We start from the raw sequence: 21299 nt of genomic DNA, 5'->3' as shown, positions 1-21299 counted from the left end.
TGCCAGGACCGCTGAGCGCACCCGGCCGTACCAAGGGGGACTTTGGCCGGCCCCACGATCGGGGTCCCGCAGCCGCGATGTGCTGCGCTCGAGTCGTATGACCTCGTGGAAGGCCGTGGGGTCCAGCAGCTGCGGTCTCACCGAGATGGATCCGAGCAGGTGAAGTCACGGCGTCACTCCGGTACTGCCACAGCCACTAGCTTTCCGTCGCCGAGATGCAGCCAACCCCGGCCGGGGGCGATGGGCCGGCCGATGACGGAGTCGCCGACCCTGACGCCGATCACATCGCCGGCGCTCCGCTCCTGTGGGGACAACAGAAGGCCACGATGGGCTTTCACCGCTTCTCCGAGCCAGCCGAGGCGGAGACGGCGTGTGTCTTCGCGGACGGCCACGACCAAGGCCGTACCCTCCTGGAATCCGTGCTGCACCATGCTCTCCAGTAGACGCCTCGCTTCGCACTCGGCGAGGACGTCCGCGTCGTCGATCAGCACGACGACCGGTTCATCGAGGGACGCCGACGCCAGAACTTCCTCCAGATCCTCGCTCCCGAGTTCGTCGCGTACCCAGCAAGCCAATACGCCGCTCCGGTCAGCCAGTTCTCGCAAAGGAGATGCTTTGGGTGCAGCCAGTGCGACTCGGGTACCGGCCTCGAGCAGCGAGAGTGCAATGTTCACCAGCGCAGTCGACCGTCCAGATCCCGGCGGTCCTGTCACGACGAAAGCCGGCGCAGTTCCGGTCGCCAGGTCGGGGCCGCAGACTCGTTGCTCTTCTCCCGCGACGCCCGCGAGCACCCATGTTCGCGGGGTCGCCGACTCCCGCATCGACCACGCCTCTTCGAAGCTGACTCGTGTCGGCAGAGCATCGAAGCGACGCTGTGCGTCCAGTGCTTCATGGGCAGCTTCCCAAAGGCCGAGAAGGAGGATGTGGTCTTCAAGCGTCAAGCGCGCTACGTGAGAGAAGGCCACGATCGCGTCACGACGTGGTAGCTCATCGTGGGTGTACCAACGGATCCACTCGTCAGACGAGACAGCAGTCCGATTCCCCAACTCGGTGAACGACAGGCCCAGCTTCATCCTGTGTTCATTGAGAAGACGGTGCAGCATGACAAGCTCGTGTCGTGCCGGAGAGGGATCAACCTCGAACTCCCTGCTCCTGACCCCGTAGAACGTTGCGTTCGCCGGCCGGCGCTCGGCCACTGCGTCAGCCATCCTGACGAACCCCTCACTGCGACGCACGATGCCGAGGAAGACCCGCAATGCATCCTTGTCGTCCCATAGGGCCTGCGCCGCGTTGATGATCAACCCCTTGAGGGACTCCTCGGCGTAGTTGACGCGTGCAGCCGATTCGTCGATGTCAGGAGGCGTCTCCTCATCGGCTGATGCGCCTTGCGTACCTTGCTGATGTGTTCCTTCGGCATCCTGGTCGGGTGCATCCACAGGATCGGTGGGGATTCTCGCTTCGTCGCTGACGCCCGAAGCAGCGGCTTCAGTCGGCGGTTGCACGGATGCTTGCGCGACCGTCTCGTCGCACGCCTGCTTCCATAGCCCCTTGAAGCCTTTGACTTCGCTCTCGGGGTCGTCGCGACCCGCGTCCTCGGACAGGACGGCGACGATGAGCTCTAGGCGGCCCAGCTTGGGGAGGTCCGGCCTCTGGAAGGTGTCCAGCACTGCCTGGTGGTTCACGATCCAGTAGTCCTGCGCGTCCTTCCCGATCCGGTCGCGGATGCTTCGTGCAGACGGGAGCCCAGCGTCCAGTCGTAGGCCGTGCAGGCCGTCGTTGAGCTTCTTGAGCACGGGACGTTCGTGTAGGTCCGGCTTCCTCCAAGACTGGACGCCCGCCATGCGATTCCCCCTGTCGGCCTGTGTCAGATCCTGTCAATCAGACGGGCCGACAGGTATGCACGAGATCTTCGATTCTCGGCCGAGATCATGTCAGGCGTCGGGAAAATTTGGCCGAAGTTGTCAGGTGGCGTCTCAGGTCGTCAAGGTCATCCGTGAGGGACACACGCTGGATGTACATCCCGTTCTCTCTCGTACGGAAGGCGAATGTCCATGGAACCCGCAAGTGTGCGTGTTGCTCTCCTGTTGCTGGTCGGTGTGCTCGTCACCACCCTCGCTCTGTACACACCAGAGGCTGGTGCCGCTGTCGTGGGAGCCGCCACGGTTGTGGCCCTCCTCGCCGAGCTCACAGCCCGCAAGTGAAATCCGGGCCGAGCGATCGGAACGCCCAGGAGTCCTTGTTCCATGGAGCGCCCGGAGACGGCCATGGCGAGCCTTTGGGCCGGATTTCGTGGTCCTCAAGGCAGACACCTCAACCAGTCGGCCCGCGGACGCCCCGGAGCCAGCCGCTGGGCGAGGACGGGTATCCGTCATGAACAGACTTGCCTGGCCGCCGCGCCGGCAGTGTGGTGCGAGCCTCGATTGGGGCAGATTCGGCGCGCGGCCGAAGCTCCGCTCGAGAAGCATGGCGGGTCGCCGGGGGGCTACGACGAGCCGTTTTGGCCTTTATCGAGAACAGGTGCTGGCGCTCGCCGCCAAGCAGCGAGTTGAGCTGGGCCGCCGCGATCGCTTTCGGCCAACGTCACCTGATCGTCGATGCCGCCCGCAACATCGGCGTACAACTCGTGGGTCCGATGTGCACCGGTGTGGTCGTGATGGGAAGGCGACGCGTGCTGTCCGATGACGTCTGGCGCGACCTGCGCAGTCAAGGCGTGACCAGGATGTTTCCGGAGCGCAGCGTGATGCTGCGGCAAGGTTCTCCCGGGACACACCTCCTGGCCCTCACGTCCGGGTTGGCCAAAGTAGTGTGCCGTGAGCCCAACGGTGCCAAGACCTGGCTCGCGTTCCGAGGGCCGGGGGATCTACTTGGCGAGGTCTCGGTCTTCAACGGAACTTCACGCACGGCAGACGTTGTCGCGTTGACGCCCTGTGTAGCGGTCGTCTTGGATGCCGAGCGCTTCGTGCGGTTCGTCGAGGAGCGCGGACTGGTCATCCATCTGATGCGCCAGGCACTCGCCAGGATGCGCGAGTCAGACCTCCACCGAGGTGAACTGCAGACCTTGCCCTTGGTCGTGCGGCTGGCGCGCACGCTGCTGAGGCTGGCCGTGCTCACCGATCAGATGGCGGAGAGCAACGCGGTTCGTCTGACGGGGCTGAACCAGGAAGAGGTGGCGCAGGCGATCGGCGTCACACGCAATGCGGTCATCAGCGGGTTGAGGCAGCTGCGGGCCGTCGGGCTGGTCGAAACGGCGCGGCGGGTGATCGTCATCAGGGACGTGGAGGCTCTGCAGCGCTGGGCGGCGGCCGACTGAGGACGGCGGCCTGCGACCCGCGCCACACCCCATGCGCCCAGCGCTGTGCACTCGGCGGAGCGGCACGGATGGAACCTCGAAGCAGCCCGACTACGGCTGTTTGACGGACCATTCGTGAGGAGATTCCGCGTGCCCGTACCCATGTCCCATCCGTACGCCGAAAGCCGACCGCTCCCGCCGTACCGTGCTCTGTTCGCCGTCGACGCAAAGGACTTCACCGGTCTGCCGGCTGCTCAACACGGCCCGGTCAGCCAGCTCATTCCCCAGCTGGTGGACCAGGCCCTGGAGCGGGCCGGCCTGCACCAGTTGCGCGATGCCCAGCGGTTTCCCGCCAATACGGGGGACGGCGTCGTCTTCGGGTGCGATCCGGTGCACCTGCCCTACGTGCTCTGGCCCTTCCTGGGCGTTCTGGACGACGTGCTCGGTTCGTACAACCGGCAGGCCGTCGGCCCGCGGATCAGGCTCCGGGCCAGCGTCCACGTCGGCCCGCTGCCCGACGGGGGCGAGCCCGGGGACGGCAACGGCACGGCCCGCAACGACATGCACCGACTCCTGGATTCGCGTCCGGTCAAGGCGATCCTTGCCGCGGCGAGCGAGGAGGTGACCCACCTTGCTGCAATTATCTCGGAACGGGTCTTCGAGGACGTCGTGTTGGGCGCCTACACGGGGCTCCACCCCGACCGGTGTGTCGAAGTGTCGGCCACCGTCGAAGGCAAGAACTTCTCGCAGCGGGCCTGGCTGTATGTTCCTTCGCCTTCCGGGAACCTCGTGAAGGCGGGTATCCAGCCGCGTGAGGAACCCGTAGATGCGGTGCCGACGGCACCTGCCGTGGCACCGGACAAGGGTTCCGGCACGGAGTTCAGCGGAAACTCCCAGCATGTCGGGGAAGGCGCCGCGGTGATGGGCAACGTCGGTCGTGACTTCACCTATACCGCGCCCGCGACCACGTACCGCGGAACCAACCAACACTGGGGCAGCGGAGACAACGTTGCGGGTGACAAGCGGGCCGGCGACGGGGACCACCGGTGAACGCCGGACCCGGCCCCGCCGCCCAGCCGGACTTCCAGCCGGACAACGACCAGCCTGATCCGTCGGTTGGCCTGGGGGCCGGTCAGCACAGTTCCCTCCGTGAGGGCCATCAACGGGTGGACAGTGGGGTCGCGTTGATGGGGAACGTCGGCGGCGACTTCACGTACCTGAACATCAGTGCGTGGAACGACGAAGCCACCGAGCGAATTCTCAAGCCGCGCCTGCGTGAGGGGCCTTATCCGGAGGAAGAGGTGCGTGGCCGGCTGTACGGATTCGTCGAACCGCCGTCGTTCGCACGCTGCCGGAAGGCGCTGGACAGCCGGATCGTGCTGCTCAGGGCTAGGGCCGGAACGGGCGCCGGCACGGCGGCGTTCGCCCTTCTCGTCGAAAGGCACGGCGAGAGCGGTGTCACGGGCCTGGACGCGATGGCGGATCTGTCGGCGTGGCGGCCGAAGGCCGGCCGCGGGTACCTCCTACAGGGTTTGCCGGCGGCATCCGCCCGGTCTCTCGACGGCGTGCGGCTGGCGGGCCTGGCCGAGGTCTTGCACGGTGCCGGGGCGCACCTGGTCGTCACCATGGCGCAGGATGCCCGGTTGCCGCCAGACACCAGTCGGTGGGAAGAGGCGCATGCCGCGCCCGGACCGCACGAGGTCGCAGAGAGGCGACTACGGCTCATGGCGGCTGAAGGGAGGCTCGACAACTCACAACTGGATGTTGCACTGGGGCACCTGGCCTCCCCCGAGTTCGCCGAATGCCTCTCGACGCATCCGCTGCCCGGCGACGCCGTCGACCTATCGGACGGGTTGCGGCAGTCTGCGGAGGCGTCGACACCGACCGGGTTCGTGCTCGAGGACCTCTTGACCGGCACCGAGGCCGCCGCCCGGTCCGCGCTCGCTCAGGCCCGGCACAGTGCTGACAAGGTCTCCTTGATGGCGGCCGTCGCTCTGCTCCCTGGACAGGACCGCACGGTGATCGAGCAGTTCGCCACAGCAGCGCGCCGCTTACTCGGTGCGCGTGCTGCCAAGACGGGACAGAACGAGGCCCCGGAGGATCAGTCGCCGGATGTCCTCGGCCCCTCGTTCGAGGACCGACTCGAAGCCATCGGCGCACGCCCGCTGGCACCTCGTAGCTCTTCCGCCGACCGGTACCGTTACCCCGTGCAGCCGATCGTCTTCTCCGGCAGGCACCGCTCGGCGACACTCCTGCGCCACCTGTGGCTGGACTTCGAAGGTGCGCCGGAAGTGCTGTGGGGAGCGCTCGAGCAGTTGCGCTATCAGCCGGGCCTCGATCTGGCCGCCGGAGAGGCGATCGGCAGGGTGCTCGCACACGCCACCGGCCCCGGCGCGCTGACTCAGCTGCAACGCTTCGCCTCCTCAGGCGACCGCTGGCGCCGACGTCTGGTCGCAGTCGCGCTGGGAGAGATCGTCCAGCACCCGCTGGTGTCGGGTGCGGTCAAGGAGCAGATGCGCCGGTGGAGCCGGTCATCTGCCGTTCTCCGCTGCACGGTCGCCGAGACCTGTGCGGGTAGCTACGGTCTCGCCAGGCCGGCAGCGGCCCTCAAGCTTCTGGACACCGTCCTCGACGGCTCCTCTCCGGAGTTGGACGCGAAGCTGCGTGCCGCTGTCTCCTTCGCGCTGGGTGCCCTCCTGACCGAGGAGGCGAACCACATCGAGGTCCTGGACACGGTGACGAGGTGGCTGGAAGCCGGCCGGGGAACACCCCGTCACACGCTGGCGGTGCACGTGATCCACTCCATGTCACTCTCGACGTTCCCCCAGCCGGGCGCACCGGGTGCCGTCCGTATGAGTCTGGCCCGGACTCTGGAGCGCCTTCCCGCGCAGGGCTTCGCACTCGTCGTGCTCGGTCTTGATGACCCGGCCACGTACGACGCGGTGGCCCAGGGGCTTGGGCGGGTCGAAGCCGACCCCGACATGTTCCAGAGGGCGGCCTTCGACCACGTGTTGAGCGAGCTCTCCCGTACCGCTCGCCATCGTCGGGGGGTCATGCGTTTCCTACTGGGGCGCCACCGAGATCACACGAACGCATCGCGAAGGAGGAGTGCGTCATGAGCAGGCCACTGTTTACGCCGGTGAGGTCTTCGCCGGTTCGGCAGCTGCTGAGGCAACGGTTCGGTTCGTCTTCGGATCGCGCGCTCGTCTTCCTCTCGGACGATGAATCGGACCGCCTCGAGCCGCCCCGAGGTGGAGACATCTGGGGATACCCCCGACCGTCGATCGGGGAGGCCTTCCGGAGGGAGTTCGACTCGATCGGGTGGGTCTCGCTGTCGGAGCGCCGGACCGTGGTGGAGGTGTCACGCCGGGGCCCTGCGACATCAACGCCTTCGCGAGCACGCTACGAAGTCGCCTGGAACGTCAGCAACCCGGTGGTCGCGGCGCGCAGCCGCCTCACGGAGGACACCGCGCGCCGGCTGATCGACCAGGCCGTCCGCGGAAGTGCCGCGCTGCCGGGTGTCTCTGATCCCCTTCGACAGCCGCCGATCCTGTACGGGACCGCTCAGATCGAGCCCCCCGGTCAGCCACGGAGCATCGACGGGACGGGCCTGACCTACTGGTTCCTGGACCCTCCAGCCGGCCTTTTGCCGGCTTCAAGCCATCCTGCCGAACTCGTCCTTCCGCCGGGCTTCGGCGAGGCCCACCGCGAGGCGTACCGCTTCTACCGCGAGGTGGTTGCCGGTGGCCCCGTCGGTCTGGCGGCGCTCTGGCTCCTTCACCATCCCGACCAGGGCAGGGAGGTGCTCGACTGGACGGTCGCACACGGCGACCTGCTCACCGAGCGGGACGGATGGGAGCGGACGCTGGCGGCAACGCTTCAGGGACTGACGAAGGAGGACCGGGGCTTCGTCGGGGTGAACCTGGCGCGCCTCCTCAGCGAAGTCGGCGTACCCCAGGGCGATGAGGTCTTGCGCAGGATAGGTGACTCGGGTGTACCGCACAGGCGCATGAACGGTTTCCACGGAGGGGCGCCGTGATGTGGCATCTACCGTCTCGTCTTGCCCAGTTGAGAACCCGGCCCGAACGCCATGCGTCGGACGCGGACCACGTGGTGGTTCTGTCGCGAGAACTCATTGCGCAGAACTATTCGGAGATCGGCCGGGCTGACGGCAAGGCAGCCATTCTTCTGGCTACTGGGGGAACTCTCTTCGGGCTCCTTCTCGTACGGCGTCCCGTCGATGCCTTGTGGGCCGTCCCTTTGTGGTGGACGGCAGCGGCCACGACGACCGGGGCGTTGGTCTTCCTGCTCCTGGCTCTCGCCCCGCGCCGTGGGACACGAGCCAGCGAGAGGCACGGCCTCCTCGCATACTACGAAGACGTGGTGCGTGCAGAGACGCGCGCCGATTTGTCGGCTGGGCTCAGGCGGGACGGCTCGGATCCCCAGCCCCGGCTACTCCGTGCGCTGAGGGAGACCAGCAGGATCGCCCGAGCCAAGAACCGCTGTGTGCGGTACGCCATTGTCATGCTGCTGCCGGCGATCACCGCGGCCTTCCTGGCCATTGCGCTCGGTCGCTGACCGGCTCAGCGACCAGCCTCGAGTGGGAGGTTCGGTGAGTAGGGCAGCCCGTTCAGGCCCGGTTCAGCAGTCGTAGCGGTGGGTGTAGGGGGTGTTTGGGCAGGTGCGGCAGACGAAGAAGTACATGCCACCGAGGTCACCCAGGCCCATGTGGTGCCCGAATGTGTCAAGGGCGGCGGGGTCCGCCTCGGCTCGCCAGGACGGGGTCGCGGCCTGGTCCTGGTTGGGGTTCCGCTCGTCCAGGGGGAGCCATCGGCCCATGCCCGCCTCGGTTGCGGTGACGCTGAGCAGGTGTTCCATGCGTGTGCCGCAGCCGGCGCAGTTGGGCCAGTCCGGCGGCTGGGTCCAGCTCGGATAGCCGCCGACCTTGCTCTGCTGGGTCGTGGCCACCTCGAAGTAGTCGAAGCCGCGTTCCTGCTGCAGGGCCTCGAAGCGTTCGCCGAGCTGCTCCCTGACTTCGTCCGGCAGGTGCCAGTTCGGGTACTCCACGGCTGGTGTGGGGGACACCGTGCACGGCCGGGGGCAGGTAGTCCTCCTCCGCGGTGTGCGGGCGGGGTGGTTTGTCGGCAGAGGCGTCGGAGGCTGTCAGCGCAGTGTTGCGCCAGTGGAGGCGAGGGCTGGCCGCGTACTGATCGTCCTCGTGCCCGAGCGGGCACCACAGGATTTGCAACAGGTCGGTGCCGGTAGGGAAGGCGAGGTCAGGCACGTCGCGTGCGTACAGCTGGACCACCGGGACCATCGCGACCGGCTCGGGCCCGACGGGTCCGTCGAGCGGCTTGTAGCGGTCCGGTTCGGCGCACATCGGCCAGGGTTCGCCACCCGGCCACAGCAGGGGCCCGCCGATGGAGCTGTCGCCGGGGCCCGGTTGCCCGGCCCGGGAGTAGAGAAGGGTGACCTCGCGGGCCGTACCGGCCAGCTCCGGAAAGACCGACTCGACCTCGAAGGGGATCGGCGCCAGCAGCCGCGGTCCGGTCGGCCGAGCCTGAGCGGTGTCCTGCTGTATGTGCCTGACCGCATGGAGTCTCCTACTGCTGGTAGCCGTACGCCGCCGACCCTGGCCCCTGTCCCTGAGCGCGGTCCTGCCCGTCTCTCCCGCCTGGCATCCGGCCAGTGGGCGACGGGCTGCATGCACTCGGATTGCCGGGCGCATTCTTCCCAGAATCTCCCCAGGGGCCCGGCGGGCTACCTCTCGTCGTTCGCGATAGCGAAGTAGATCAACCATCGCGATACGCCCTCTAGAGCCAGTCGCGCTTCTTGAAGATGAGGTACAGGCTCACGCAGACCACTGCCATCAGGAGAATGGCGAAGGGGTAGCCTCCTGCCCACTTCAGCTCCGGCATGTCCTCGAAGTTCATGCCGTAGATGGTTCCCACGAGTGTGGGTGCAAACAAGATGGCGGCCCAGGCGGAGATCTTCTTGATCTCTTCGTTCTGTTCGAAGCCGGCCTCTGCCAGGGCGCGCATTTCGGCGTTCTGTTGCTGGGTGACCAGGGTGGCGTTGACGGTGAGGATTTCGCTGAGGGCCTGGCGGAAGCCGTCGACGCGTTCGCTGGTGTGGGTGACGTGGTCGGCCACGTCGCGGAGGTAGCGCTGGAGTTCCTCGTCCGTGCCGTACTTCGCGAAGCCGGCCATCAGGCCGTGCAGCATGCCCACCAGGGGGCGGGTGGCACGCTGGAACTCGACTATTTCGCGGGATAGTTCGTAGATGCGGCGGGACACCGACGGGTCGCCGCCGAAGACCTCGGTCTCGATCTCGTCGATGTCGTTCTGGACGCCGGCGACCACGGGGGCGTACCCGTCGACGACCGCGTCCAGGATCGCGTACAGGACCGCCTCCGGGCCCAGCGCCAGCAGCTCCGGGGTCTCCTCCATGCGGCGGCGGACCGCGGAGAGGTCGGGGGCCGCGCCGTGTCGGACCGTGATGACGAAGTCGGGGCCGACGAAGACGTGGAGTTCGCCGAAGTCGACCTCCTCCTGGGCGTCCAGGTAGCGGGCCGCGCGCAGGACCACGAACAGGGTCTCCCCGTAGCGCTCCAGCTTCGGGCGCTGGTGCGCCTCCAGGGCGTCCTCGACCGCCAGCTCGTGCAGGTCGAACTCGGCCGCCAGGGAGTGCAGTTCCTCCTCCGTCGGGCGCTGCAGGCCGATCCACGCCATGCCCTCCGGCTGCTCCCGCAGCTGCCGGAACGTCTCCGCGAGCGTCGTCGGGGACGACACCCGGCGGCCGTCGCGGTACAGCGACGCCTGCACCACGCTCTGCTGCGGGCCCTCCTGCGGCTGCTCCTGCTCGGGCTGCTCCTGCGCCTCCGCGTCCGACGGGGGCTCGGCATCCTGCTGGCGGTGCCAGGAGTGCTTCAGGGGGGACAACGAGGCCCGGGGGCGGCGCTCCGACATCGTGGGGTCCACCTCCGCAGGTCCGGTGATCGGCGTCTCGGAGCAGGATAACCGGGGGCCCTTCCCCGTGGCCTCGTACCGGCCCGGCCCCCGGCGCCGCCGTGCCTTTCTTCTCCTTGCGGACTGTACCTGTCCGCGACTGCGCGTAGCTTTTCTTCCATGGCCGCCCACGCCCAGCCTCTCCTCAGCCGTCGCGCCCTCAACCGCGCCACCCTCCACCGGCAGCTCCTGCTGGAGCGTCGGGCCCTGCCCGCCGGGGACGCCGTGCGGCGGCTCGTCGGTCTCCAGGCGCAGAACACCAAGCCGCCGTACTACGCGCTCGCCGCGCGGCTCGACGGGTTCCGGCCCGAGGAGCTGTCCTCGCTCATGGAGTCCCGGGCCGTGGCGCGCCTGGTCACCATGCGGTCCACCATCCACACCCACACCGCCGACGACTGTCTCGCCCTGCGGCCGCTCATGCAGGCCGGCGGGCCCGACCGGGAGCTGAAGATGTTCCGGAAGGGGCTCGTCGGGGTCGACCTCGGCCGGCTCGCCGCCGTCAGCCGGGAGCTCGTCGAGGAGACGCCCCGGTCCGTCAAGGAGCTGCGTACGGAGCTCCTCGCCCGGTGGCCGGACGCCGACCCGCTCGCGCTCACCGTCGCCGCCCGCTGCCTGCTGCCGCTGGTCCAGGTCACGCCGCGCGGGCTCTGGGGGCACGCGGGCCAGGTCGAGCTGACCACCGCCGAGCACTGGTTCGGGCGGCCCGTGGCGGACCCGCCGCCCGCGCCCGACGAGACGGTACGGCGCTACCTCGCCGCCTTCGGGCCCGCCTCCGTCAAGGACCTGCAGACCTGGTCCGGGCTGACCCGGATGCGCGCGGTCTTCGACCGGCTCCGGCCCGGGCTGCTGGTCTTCCGGGACGAGAACGGCACGGAGCTGTTCGACCTGCCCGACGCCCCCCGGCCCGATCCGGACGTCCCGGCCCCGCCGCGTTTCCTCCCCGAGTTCGACAATCTGCTGCTCTCGCACGACGACCGCACCCGCGTCGTCCCGGCCGAGTACCGCGGCCGCACCTGGACGGGGAACCAGGCGCACTGCACGTTCCTGGTCGACGGGTTCCTCGCCGGCGTCTGGCGGCTGGAGACCGAGGACGGCGCCGTCACGCTCGTCGTCGAGCCGTTCCGCGCGCTCTCCCGGTCCGAGCGGGCCGCCGTCGAGGCGGAGGCCCACCACACCCTCGGCGTGCTCGCGCGAGATGTTCCCGAGCACCGCGTGCGGCTCGCTACCTGAGCACCCCGGCCGCCCTCGCCGCCAGCACCGCCTCCAGGCGGGTGTGCGCGCCCAGCTTGCGCATCGCCGACCGCAGGTACGCCTTCACCGTCTCCGGGCGCAGTCCCAGCCGCTCCGCCGCGGCCGCGTTCGTCGCGCCCGTGGCCACCGCCGCCAGCACGTCCCGCTCCCGCGGGGCCAGCGCCACCGCCGGCGGCGCAGTCGGCGGCGAGACCGGCTCCGCCGCCGCCGCGAGCCGGCCGCACACCGCCAGGAGCCGCTCGCGCAGCTCCGGGTCCCCGACCTGCGGGGCAAGGTCCCGCAGCTCCCCGTGGGCCCGCCGCACCTCGTCCCACGACGGGACGCCCACCTCCCGGACAGGGGCCGAGTCCCGTACCGCCAGCGCCTGCTCCACGTCCCGGGCCGCCGCCACCGCCGCGTCGAACGTGCGGTCCCCGATCGGCAGGGCGTCGCGCAGCGCCCCGTACAGCACCCCCCGCACCTTCCGCCGGACGACCACCGGCACCGCGATCACCGAGCGCAGGCCCTCCGCCGAGACCGGTCCGTCGTACTCGTGGGTGATGTGCCGCGCGGACGGATAGTCCGTCACTGCGCACGGCCTCGAGAGCGCCAGACACCTGCCGCCCAGTCCGCTGCCCGTCGAGATCGCCAGTCCGTCCAGGGCCGCCGTCGCCGCGCCGCTCAGCTCGGCGATCCGCAGCCGCCGGCCGTCGGGGTGCAGCAGACCGCCGAAGGCGACGGGGAGCCCGGTCGTGCGGCGCAGCCGTACCAGCGCGGCGCGCAGCTCCGCGGCGCCGTCCCGGGCGTCCCAGCCGGCCGGCCCTTCGCGTTCGATCACGCCGCTTCCTCCAGACGAAGCACCTGAGCACCCCCGAACGGGGGTAGTGAGACCTGGGTCACTGATTACACGATGTTCCGGATCGGCCCCGCAACGGTCCGGAACGAGGAGGACGCATGTCGGAACGCAGCGAGACGACGAGGTTCCGGGCCGCCCGGGACTTCCTGCTGCAGCACCGCGAGGACTACGAGACCGCGTACGAGGGCTTCGCCTGGCCCCGGCTCGGGCGCTTCAACTGGGCGCTGGACTGGTTCGACGTCATCGCCCGGGACAACGACCGCACCGCGCTGCACATCGTCGAGGGGGACGGCAGCGAGGTCCGGCGGAGCTTCGCGGAGCTGTCCGAGACCTCCGACCGGGTCGCGAACTGGCTGCGCGGGCTCGGCGTCCGCCCGGGCGACCGGATCGTCGTCATGCTGGGCAACCAGGTCGAACTGTGGGAGACCGCGCTCGCCGCGATGAAGCTGCGGGCCGTCGTGATCCCCGCGACCCCGCTGCTCGGCCCGGCCGATCTGCGGGACCGTGTGGAGCGCGGCCGGGCCCGGCACGTGATCGTCCGGAGCGAGGACACGGCCAAGTTCGCCGAGGTGCCGGGGAACTACACCCCCATCGCGGTCGGCGAGCGCGTCGCGGACTGGATCGCGTACGAGGAGGCGTACGGCGCCTGCACGCCGTTCGTGCCCACCGGGGTCACCCAGGGCGACGACACGCTGATGCTGTACTTCACCTCCGGCACCACCGCCCGCCCCAAGCTCGTCGAGCACACCCACACCTCGTACCCCGTGGGCCACCTCGCCACCATGTACTGGATCGGGCTCAAGCCCGGCGACGTGCACCTCAACATCTCCTCGCCCGGCTGGGCCAAGCACGCCTGGTCCAACCTCTTCGCCCCCTGGAACGCCGAGGCGACCGTCTTCATCCACAACTACACGCGCTTCGACCCGGCCCGCCTCATGGCCGAGATGGACCGCAACGGCGTCACCAGTTTCTGCGCCCCGCCGACCGTGTGGCGGATGCTGATCCAGGCCGATCTGACGCTGCTCAAGACGCCCCCGCGCGAGGTCGTCGCGGCCGGCGAACCGCTCAACCCCGAGGTCATCGAGGCCGTGCGGCGTTCCTGGGGCGTCACCATCCGGGACGGCTTCGGCCAGACCGAGACGGCCGTGCAGGTCTCCAACAGCCCCGGCCAGCGGCTCAAGGAAGGCTCCATGGGACGGCCCAGCCCCGGCTTCCGGGTCGAACTGCTCGACCCGGTCACCGGCAAGCCGGGCGCGCAGGAGGGCGAGATCTCGCTCGACCTGTCCGCCGACCCGGTCGGTCTGATGACCGGCTATCACGGCGACCCGGAGCGCACGGCCGAGGCGATGGCCGACGGCTACTACCGCACCGGCGACATCGGCTCCCGCGACGCCGACGGCTACATCACGTACATCGGGCGCGCCGACGACGTCTTCAAGGCCTCCGACTACAAGATCTCGCCGTTCGAGCTGGAGAGCGCGCTGCTGGAGCACGAGGCGGTGGCGGAGGCGGCGGTCGTGCCCGCCCCCGATCCGCTGCGGCTCGCGGTGCCGAAGGCGTACGTGGTGCTCGCGGCCGGCTGGGAGCCGGGCCCGGAGACCGCGAAGGCGCTGTTCGCGCACTCGCGCGCGGTGCTCGCCCCGTACAAGCGGATCCGGAAGCTGGAGTTCGCCGAGCTGCCGAAGACCGTCTCCGGCAAGATCCGCCGGATCGAACTGCGCGAGCGCACCGCCAACGGCGAGGGCGCCGAATTCGACGAGGGAGAGCTGCGATGAGCCGGGTTCCTGTGACTCTTTCCTACGCGCACGGCACCGGCGAGACCGCCCTGCTCGCCGACACCATCGGCGCCAACCTCGACCGCGCCGTCGCCGCCTGGCCCGACCGGGAGGCGCTGGTCGACGTGCCGTCCGGACGCCGCTGGACGTACGCGCAATTCGGTGCGGACGTCGACGAGTTGGCGGACGCGCTGCTGGCGAGCGGGGTGGCGAAGGGCGACCGGGTCGGGATCTGGGCGGTCAACTGCCCGGAGTGGGTGCTCTTCCAGTACGCCACCGCCCGCATCGGCGCGATCATGGTGAACATCAACCCGGCCTACCGCGCCCACGAGTTGGCGTATGTGCTCGGGCAGGCCGGGATCACGTTCCTGGTCGCCTCGCTCGCGCACAAGACCAGCGACTACCGGGCGCTGGTCGAGCAGGTGCGCGGCGAATGCCCGCGGTTGCGGGAGGTCGTGTACATCGGCGACCCGACCTGGGAGGCACTCGTGGCCCGCGCGGCCGATGTGGGCGAGCTGCGCCCGGCCGCGCTGAGCTGCGACGAACCGGTCAACATCCAGTACACGTCGGGGACGACCGGCTTCCCGAAGGGAGCCATCCTCTCCCACCACAACATCCTCAACAACGGGTACTTCGTGGGCGAGATGATCGCCTACAGCGAGCAGGACCGGGTCTGCATCCCGGTGCCCTTCTACCACTGTTTCGGCATGGTGATGGGAAACCTGGCGGCCACCTCGCACGGCGCCTGCATGGTCATCCCGGCGCCCTCCTTCGACCCGGCCGCCACGCTGCGCGCCGTCGAGCAGGAGCGCTGCACCTCGCTGTACGGCGTGCCGACGATGTTCATCGCCGAGCTGAACCTGCCCGACTTCGCCTCGTACGACCTGTCCTCGCTGCGCACCGGCATCATGGCGGGCTCGCCGTGCCCGGTGGAGGTCATGAAGCGGGTGGTCGCCGAGATGAACATGGCCGAGGTGTCCATCTGCTACGGCATGACCGAGACCTCGCCGGTCTCCACACAGACCCGGCGCGACGACGACCTGGAGCGCCGCACCGGCACCGTCGGCCGCACGTTGCCGCATGTCGAGGTGAAGATCGTCGACCCGGCCACCGGCATCACCGTCCCGCGCGGCGAGGCGGGGGAGCTGTGCACCCGGGGCTACAGCGTGATGCTGGGCTACTGGGACGAGCCCGAGCGCACCGCCGAGGCGATCGACTCCGGGCGCTGGATGCACACCGGCGACCTCGCGGTGCTGCGCGAGGACGGCTACGTCCAGATCGTCGGCCGGATCAAGGACATGATCATCCGGGGCGGCGAGAACGTGTACCCGCGGGAGATCGAGGAGTTCCTGTACGCCCACGAGAAGATCGCGGACGTGCAGGTGGTGGGCGTGCCGGACGAGAAGTACGGCGAGGAGATCCTCGCCTGCGTGATCCCGCGCGACCCGGCGGACCCGCCCACCCTGGAGGAGCTCACGGCCTTCTGCCGGGACCGGCTCGCGCACTACAAGATCCCGCGGCGGGTGGAGATCCTGACGGCGTTCCCGATGACGGTCAGCGGGAAGGTGCGGAAGATCGAGCTGCGTGAGCGGTACGGGTCGGCCGGATAGGCCGCGGCTAGGGCCCGGCCCGGCGACGCCCCGCGGCCCGGTTACGCCCCTGCCCCGGCCGGGCGCGTCCCGGTGACGCCCCCGGGCGGCGCGGTCGCGAGGTCGCGGCGCATGCAGACGCGCGGCCAGGCGTCCAGGCCGTGCGCGGCCTCGGCGCGGCGGATCTCCCGCAGCCCGTCGGTGAGTTCGGCTTCCGCGAGGGCGCGGAAGCCGAGCCGGGCGTAGTACGGGGCGTTCCACGGCACGTCGGTGAACGTGGTCAGGGTCAGCGCCGTCAGGCCCTGCGCGACGGCGTCCGCGGCCACGTGCTCGATGAGCGCGCGGCCGATGCCGCGCCGGGCCGCCGCCGGGTGGACGGAGACCTGCTCGATGTGCGCCGCGCCGTCCACGGTGTCCACGAGCAGGTACGCCACGGGGTCCGCGGCGCCGTCCGCCTCCGCGACCCAGGCCCGGCCGGCCGCGCGGTAGGTCTCCAGGACGTCCGTGGGCAGGGGATCGTCCTCGGCGATCTCCGTCATCCCGAGCGAGCGGAAGGGCTCGCCTGCGGCGCGTTCGATGTCCTGGAGCAGCGGGAGTTCGGCGGGCGAGGCCGGTCGGATGCGCATACGTCGAGTATCCCGCCGGTGGCCGCCGACGGGCAGCCGTATTCACCGGGGACGGCCGGTCGTCGCCGGTGGCCGTGGCGGGTGGCGTCGTCGGGCAGCCCCTGCCGTGGACGCCGCGGTCAGTCGTTGCCTCCCCCTCCGCCGCCTCCGCAGCCTGCGCTGTAGTCCCCGCCGTCGCCGAACTCCCGGTACACGCGCAGGTTCAGCTTCCCCATCTCGTGGGCGCGCTTCCACGGCAGACCGTCGTCCTGGTTGCCGCGCCCCGGGCCGAGCAGGCCGCCGTCGCGGGCGAAGTGCGGGTAGAAGAGGGCGAGCGCCGCGTCGCCGTACAGGGCCACGTACAGCTGTATCCGCTCCGCCGCCCCGGTCTCGACGGTGAGCGCGCGGCGGTGGGCGGGCAGCGGGTGGCGGGCCCGCTGGTCGGCGAGGGCGCGCCGGGCCTCGCCGGTGGTGCGCGGCACCCGCCACAGGAGGACGGCGACCGGCGCCGTCGCGGCGGCGAGCGCGTACGGGAGCGGGGCGGCGTCGCCGCGCACGGTGATCACGACGAGGCCGGCGGCCAGGGTGACCGGGACCAGGGCGAGCAGGACGCGGGCGGTGCGCCAGCGGCCGGGGGTGCGCAGCAGCCCGGCCAGGCCCAGCTCCGTGCGGAGCGCGTCGACGGCCTGGCGGGTGCGCGGCCGGTTCATCAGGGCGCCGAGGCCGATCGCGCGGTGCAGCGAGGCGTGCACCCCGCGCTGGAGCGGGTCGCGGGTGGCGCCGGGGCCGCCGTTGGCGCGAATCGTGCGGCGCCGGGCGGCCGCGACCGCGCCGCGCTGGTGCAGCGCGACGAGCGCGACGGTGACCGCGGCCCGGGCTCCGCCGCGCAGCAGCGCGAGCGCGGCGGGCGCGAGTTTCGCCGGACTGGCCCGGCCGGCGCGCAGCAGCGCCCCCGCGATCAGCAACTGGACGAACGCCGCTCCGAGGAACCACCACATCTCCGTCGGCATTTCAACCACCCCCAGGAGTGGTGTGCCCGGGGGAGGGGTCCCGTCACCCGCGAATGGCCGGATTCAGAGCAGGATTTGAGGTTGTCCGGCGCGGCGCGCGCTCAGGGCCGCTGCAGCTCCTCGGCGTGTGCGTTGAGCGGCTGCGGGGTCCCGGTGAGGTCGATGACGAAGAGGGCGACGCCGACGTCCTCGGCGCGGGACCGGGCGTCCGGCGCGTACCCGGCGAGCGCGAACACCGCCCCGGCCGACGAGGTGCTCAGCCCGTTGAGCCAGAGGCATTCGACGGCGCGCAGCTCCACCGGCCGGGTGGTGGCGTCGACGTGGGCGACGAGGCCTGGGCCGCGCAGATCGACCCCGTCGGCGAGCCGCTCCTCGGGCTGTACGACGTTCCGGAAGCCGAGCCACCGCAGGTAGTGGGCCGCGGCGGCGACGGCGTCCCGCGCGGTCCTGATGGTCACCGGCCGGTACGGCTCCCGCGCCGCCTCCGGCTCGGGGACCGGGGCGGGCCGGGGGATCCGCCGCGTCGGGCCGGGCTCCGGGGGCGGCGCGGGCTGCCCGGGCGCCGCCGGCCGTACCCGTACCCGCAGCACCGTCCCGCAGGGGCAGCCCAGCTCGGGCCGGGGCCAGTCGGCCTCGCGGCGGCAGGCCCCGCAGCGGACCCGGACCCACTCGTCCGCCCAGCTGCGGTGCGTCACGGGCTCCCCGGGCGCCGCGGCCACGAGCGGCGGCACCACGGGGGAGCCGCAGACACAGGGGTACGCGGGCGGCGTGTACGGGTGTGTCCTGCCGCACTCCGGACACTCCACCCGCACTGTTTCGGACACGCTCACGCAGCCCCGACCCCCCTCGTCCGCCTCCGCCGGCCCGCCCCGGCGTCCTGCTTGCGTCGTCGCAGTCCATGGTCCCCCAGGCGCTCCCCGGGCGGGGCCGCTTCCGTACTCCCTTGACGAGTCTTCGCCAGCCCGCCTAACCTGCTTCCGTATAGCAGAACAATACTTCCGCATTACGGAAACGAAGCGAACGGCGGCCCTCCGGTCCTCCGGCCCACTCAGAGGCCCGCACCCCGCATCCCGTCTCCGCCTGGCCGAAGCAGGAGCACCCCATGCCCCGTATGACCGCCGCCGCAGCGGCCGTTGAGATCCTCAAGCGCGAAGGCGTCACTCAGGCGTTCGGCGTCCCCGGCGCGGCGATCAACCCCTTCTACCGCGAGCTCAAGAACGTCGGCGGCGTCAGCCACACGCTGGCCCGCCACGTCGAGGGCGCGTCCCACATGGCCGAGGGCTACACCCGAGCCAAGGCCGGCAACATCGGCGTCTGCATCGGTACCTCCGGCCCCGCCGGCACCGACATGATCACCGGCCTGTACTCGGCGATCGCCGACTCCATCCCGATCCTGTGCATCACCGGCCAGGCCCCGGTCTCGAAGCTCCACAAGGAGGACTTCCAGGCCGTCGACATCGCCTCGATCGCCAAGCCGGTCACCAAGGCCGCGACGACCGTCCTGGAGGCCGCGCAGGTCCCCGGCGTCTTCCAGCAGGCCTTCCACCTGATGCGCTCCGGCCGTCCCGGCCCGGTCCTCATCGACCTGCCGATCGACGTCCAGCTGACCGAGATCGAGTTCGACCCGGAGACGTACGAGCCGCTGCCGGTCTACAAGCCGTCCGCGACCCGCGCGCAGGCCGAGAAGGCGCTGCGCTTCCTCCTGGAGTCCGAGCGCCCGCTGATCGTCGCCGGTGGCGGCATCATCAACGCCGACGCCTCCGACCTGCTGGTCGAGTTCGCCGAGCTGACGAACATCCCGGTCATCTCCACCCTCATGGGCTGGGGCACCATCCCGGACGACCACGAGCTGTCCGCCGGCATGGTCGGCGTCCAGACCGCGCACCGCTACGGCAACGCGACGTTCCTGGAGTCGGACTTCGTCCTGGGCATCGGCAACCGCTGGGCCAACCGCCACACCGGTTACAACATGGACGCCTACACCAAGGGCCGGAAGTTCGTCCACGTCGACATCGAGCCGACCCAGATCGGCAAGATCTTCGCCCCGGACTACGGCATCGCCTCCGACGCCAAGGTCGCCCTGGAGCTGTTCGTCGAGATCGCCAAGGAGTGGAAGGCCGCGGGCACGCTGCCGGACTTCTCCGCCTGGGCCGCCTCGGCGCAGGAGCGCAAGGCCACCCTGCAGCGCCGTACGCACTTCGACAACGTCCCGATCAAGCCGCAGCGCGTGTACGAGGAGATGAACAAGGCCTTCGGCCCGGAGACGCGCTACGTCACCACCATCGGCCTCTCCCAGATCGCGGCCGCGCAGTTCCTGCACGTCTACAAGCCGCGCCACTGGATCAACTGCGGCCAGGCCGGCCCGCTGGGCTGGACCATCCCGGCCGCGATCGGCGCCGCCACCGCGGACCCGGAGACCCCGGTCGTCGCGCTCTCCGGCGACTACGACTTCCAGTTCATGATCGAGGAGCTGGCGGTCGCCGCCCAGCACAAGGTCCCTTACGTCCACGTCCTCGTGAACAACGCCTACCTGGGCCTGATCCGTCAGGCGCAGGGCAACCTCGGCATCAACTTCGAGGTCAACCTCGAGTTCGAGAACATCAACACCCCGGAGATCGGCGTCTACGGCGTCGACCACGTCAAGGTCGCCGAGGGCCTGGGCGTCAAGGCCATCCGCGTCGAGGACCCGAGCAAGCTGGGCGAGGCGCTGGAGGAGGCCAAGAAGCTGGCCGTCGAGTTCCAGGTCCCGGTCGTCGTCGAGGCCATCCTGGAGCGCATCACCAACATCGCGATGAGCAAGACGGTCGACATGAGCGACGTCACCGAGTTCGAGGAGCTCGCGACCGAGGCCGGCCACGCGCCGACCGCGATCAAGGCCCTCAAGGTCTGATCACCCGTCACCCGGCCGCACGGCAGAGGCCCTCGCCCCGATGAGCACCGGGGCGGGGGCCTCACCCGTCTCACGACTGCGCGCGTACCAGCGTCTCCCCGGCCTCGGTCCAGTAGTAGAGGACGGACCGTCCCGACCGCCGGCGCCGGACCAGCCGGGCGTCGAGGAGCACCTTCAGATGGCGGCCCACCGACCCCAGGCCCTGCCCGGTGAGCGCCACCAACTGGCTGGTGGACTTGGGGGACTCCAGCCGTACGAGCACCCCCGCCCTGGCCGTGCCGAGCAGGACGCCCAGGGCCTCCGGCACCACCGGCGCGTCCGGCTCCGCAAGGGTGCCGGAGCAGGGGTAGACGATCGCGAAGCGCTCCGCGCCCTCCCAGGACACCCAGCCGCGGCCCGGCGTCACGGGCACGAACAGCAGCAGACCGCCTTCTGCCGAACGCGGCGGATAGTCACGGGCGTTGACCTGGAGCCGGCCGTCGCCGAGCCAACTCAGCCTGCCCGGGCACAGCTCGTCGAGCGCCCCCGCCCAGCCGCCCTGGCTCAGCCGCGCGGTCCGGGCGACCACGTCCGCCTCCAGGATGCGCCGCCGGCGCGGCCAGGTGGGCAGGACCGTCTCCCGCCACACCCACGTCAGCACCGCGGCCATCCGCTCCGGCAGATCGACCGCCGAGCGCAGCGGCTCGGGCACGGGCCCGGCCAGTGAGAGCGCGAGATCCGCGACGGCCGTGGCAGGGTCGGCGTCGCGGACGGCGGCGACCTCCTCCTCGAAGCTCTGCTCGCCGCAGCCGAGCGGCGGCGGGGTGAGGAAGTCCGCGTTCCAGGTGTGCCCGAGGGCGGCCCGTACGAGCAGCGCGTCGATCGGGTCGTGCGCCAACCGGGCCCGGTAGCGGGAGAGATGGGCACCGAGCCAGATCCGTTCGCCCGGGTCCGCGGCCGCCGGGCGGTCCAGCGCCATGAGCGCCGCGATCGTCTCCGCGAGCGGCGACACCATGAAGCGGCTCTTCGCCAGGGCGTCCGCGTCGATCTGCCACCAGCCCATGTTTCG

Annotated in this window: 17 protein-coding genes; 9 read left to right on the top strand and 8 right to left on the bottom strand. The window is 70.5% G+C overall.

All coding sequences use genetic code 11. The features are described 5' to 3' along the window. Positions 1 to 173 precede the first annotated feature (173 nt). Entirely contained in the window at positions 174 to 1841 is a 1668-nt protein-coding gene (locus ACGFMM_RS26590; protein ID WP_393648944.1) for an AAA family ATPase, read from the bottom strand. 704 nt (positions 1842 to 2545) lie between these two features. Here ACGFMM_RS26590 and ACGFMM_RS26585 point away from each other — a divergent pair. From ACGFMM_RS26585 to ACGFMM_RS26565, 5 genes are all read left to right on the top strand, one after another. After that, positions 2546 to 3310 (top strand): Crp/Fnr family transcriptional regulator, encoded by a 765-nt coding sequence (locus ACGFMM_RS26585; protein ID WP_393648943.1) that lies wholly within the window; start codon positions 2546 to 2548, stop codon positions 3308 to 3310. Between the two features lie 141 nt (positions 3311 to 3451). Beyond that, entirely contained in the window at positions 3452 to 4339 is an 888-nt protein-coding gene (locus ACGFMM_RS26580) for a hypothetical protein (protein ID WP_393648975.1), read from the top strand. Next, entirely contained in the window at positions 4336 to 6408 is a 2073-nt protein-coding gene (locus ACGFMM_RS26575; RefSeq protein ID WP_393648942.1) for a hypothetical protein, read from the top strand. Before ACGFMM_RS26580 ends, ACGFMM_RS26575 begins: the two co-directional genes overlap by 4 nt. Continuing rightward, positions 6405 to 7328, top strand: a complete 924-nt coding sequence (locus ACGFMM_RS26570; protein ID WP_393648941.1) for a hypothetical protein — start codon at positions 6405 to 6407, stop codon at positions 7326 to 7328. The genes ACGFMM_RS26575 and ACGFMM_RS26570 overlap by 4 nt, the downstream gene beginning before the upstream one ends. After that, positions 7328 to 7867 (top strand): Pycsar system effector family protein, encoded by a 540-nt coding sequence (locus ACGFMM_RS26565; RefSeq protein WP_393648974.1) that lies wholly within the window; start codon positions 7328 to 7330, stop codon positions 7865 to 7867. Before ACGFMM_RS26570 ends, ACGFMM_RS26565 begins: the two co-directional genes overlap by 1 nt. Before the next feature lie 63 nt (positions 7868 to 7930). Here ACGFMM_RS26565 and ACGFMM_RS26560 read toward each other — a convergent pair whose 3' ends face one another. Beyond that, on the bottom strand, positions 7931 to 8356 hold the full coding sequence (locus tag ACGFMM_RS26560) for a hypothetical protein (RefSeq protein ID WP_393648940.1): 426 nt from the start codon (positions 8354 to 8356) through the stop codon (positions 7931 to 7933). 746 nt (positions 8357 to 9102) lie between these two features. Then, positions 9103 to 10257 carry a magnesium and cobalt transport protein CorA gene (locus tag ACGFMM_RS26555; RefSeq protein ID WP_393648939.1) on the bottom strand — a complete coding sequence of 385 codons (1155 nt, stop codon included), beginning with the start codon at positions 10255 to 10257 and terminating at the stop codon, positions 9103 to 9105. Between the two features lie 159 nt (positions 10258 to 10416). Here ACGFMM_RS26555 and ACGFMM_RS26550 point away from each other — a divergent pair, with 159 nt between their 5' ends. After that, positions 10417 to 11526, top strand: coding sequence for a winged helix DNA-binding domain-containing protein (locus ACGFMM_RS26550; protein ID WP_393648938.1), 1110 nt, complete (start codon positions 10417 to 10419; stop codon positions 11524 to 11526). Here the strand turns inward: ACGFMM_RS26550 and ACGFMM_RS26545 are convergent. Then, positions 11519 to 12364, bottom strand: a complete 846-nt coding sequence (locus ACGFMM_RS26545; RefSeq protein WP_393648937.1) for a LuxR C-terminal-related transcriptional regulator — start codon at positions 12362 to 12364, stop codon at positions 11519 to 11521. The two genes, ACGFMM_RS26550 and ACGFMM_RS26545, sit on opposite strands and share 8 nt — an antisense overlap. A gap of 116 nt (positions 12365 to 12480) precedes the next feature. Here ACGFMM_RS26545 and ACGFMM_RS26540 point away from each other — a divergent pair, with 116 nt between their 5' ends. Continuing rightward, positions 12481 to 14157, top strand: coding sequence for an AMP-binding protein (locus ACGFMM_RS26540; protein WP_393648936.1), 1677 nt, complete (start codon positions 12481 to 12483; stop codon positions 14155 to 14157). Beyond that, positions 14154 to 15767 carry an AMP-binding protein gene (locus tag ACGFMM_RS26535; RefSeq protein ID WP_393648935.1) on the top strand — a complete coding sequence of 538 codons (1614 nt, stop codon included), beginning with the start codon at positions 14154 to 14156 and terminating at the stop codon, positions 15765 to 15767. The genes ACGFMM_RS26540 and ACGFMM_RS26535 overlap by 4 nt, the downstream gene beginning before the upstream one ends. Before the next feature lie 41 nt (positions 15768 to 15808). On the opposite strand, the gene ACGFMM_RS26530 is transcribed toward ACGFMM_RS26535, so the two are convergent. From ACGFMM_RS26530 to ACGFMM_RS26520, 3 genes are all read right to left on the bottom strand, one after another. Next, a complete protein-coding gene (locus tag ACGFMM_RS26530; protein WP_393648934.1) occupies positions 15809 to 16372 on the bottom strand; it encodes a GNAT family N-acetyltransferase in 564 nt (187 codons plus the stop codon). Positions 16373 to 16491: 119 nt separating this feature from the next. Then, complete coding sequence (locus ACGFMM_RS26525) at positions 16492 to 17361, bottom strand: TIGR04222 domain-containing membrane protein (protein ID WP_393648933.1); 870 nt, start codon at positions 17359 to 17361, stop codon at positions 16492 to 16494. Positions 17362 to 17462: 101 nt separating this feature from the next. Continuing rightward, positions 17463 to 18185 carry a hypothetical protein gene (locus ACGFMM_RS26520; protein WP_393648932.1) on the bottom strand — a complete coding sequence of 241 codons (723 nt, stop codon included), beginning with the start codon at positions 18183 to 18185 and terminating at the stop codon, positions 17463 to 17465. Between the two features lie 278 nt (positions 18186 to 18463). On the opposite strand from ACGFMM_RS26520, the gene gcl reads away from it, so the two are divergent. Next, positions 18464 to 20251, top strand: a complete 1788-nt coding sequence (gene gcl, locus ACGFMM_RS26515) for a glyoxylate carboligase (RefSeq protein WP_393648931.1) — start codon at positions 18464 to 18466, stop codon at positions 20249 to 20251. Between the two features lie 70 nt (positions 20252 to 20321). On the opposite strand, the gene ACGFMM_RS26510 is transcribed toward gcl, so the two are convergent. Continuing rightward, positions 20322 to 21293: a transcriptional regulator gene (locus ACGFMM_RS26510; RefSeq protein ID WP_393648930.1), complete on the bottom strand. Its 972-nt coding sequence runs from the start codon at positions 21291 to 21293 to the stop codon at positions 20322 to 20324. Positions 21294 to 21299 lie beyond the last annotated feature (6 nt).

This window comes from Streptomyces sp. NPDC048604, assembly GCF_043199435.1.
In the GTDB taxonomy this organism is placed as follows: domain Bacteria; phylum Actinomycetota; class Actinomycetes; order Streptomycetales; family Streptomycetaceae; genus Streptomyces.
The sequence above is the reverse complement of the archived record's forward strand: the minus strand, read 5'-3'. Positions and strand labels throughout refer to the sequence as shown.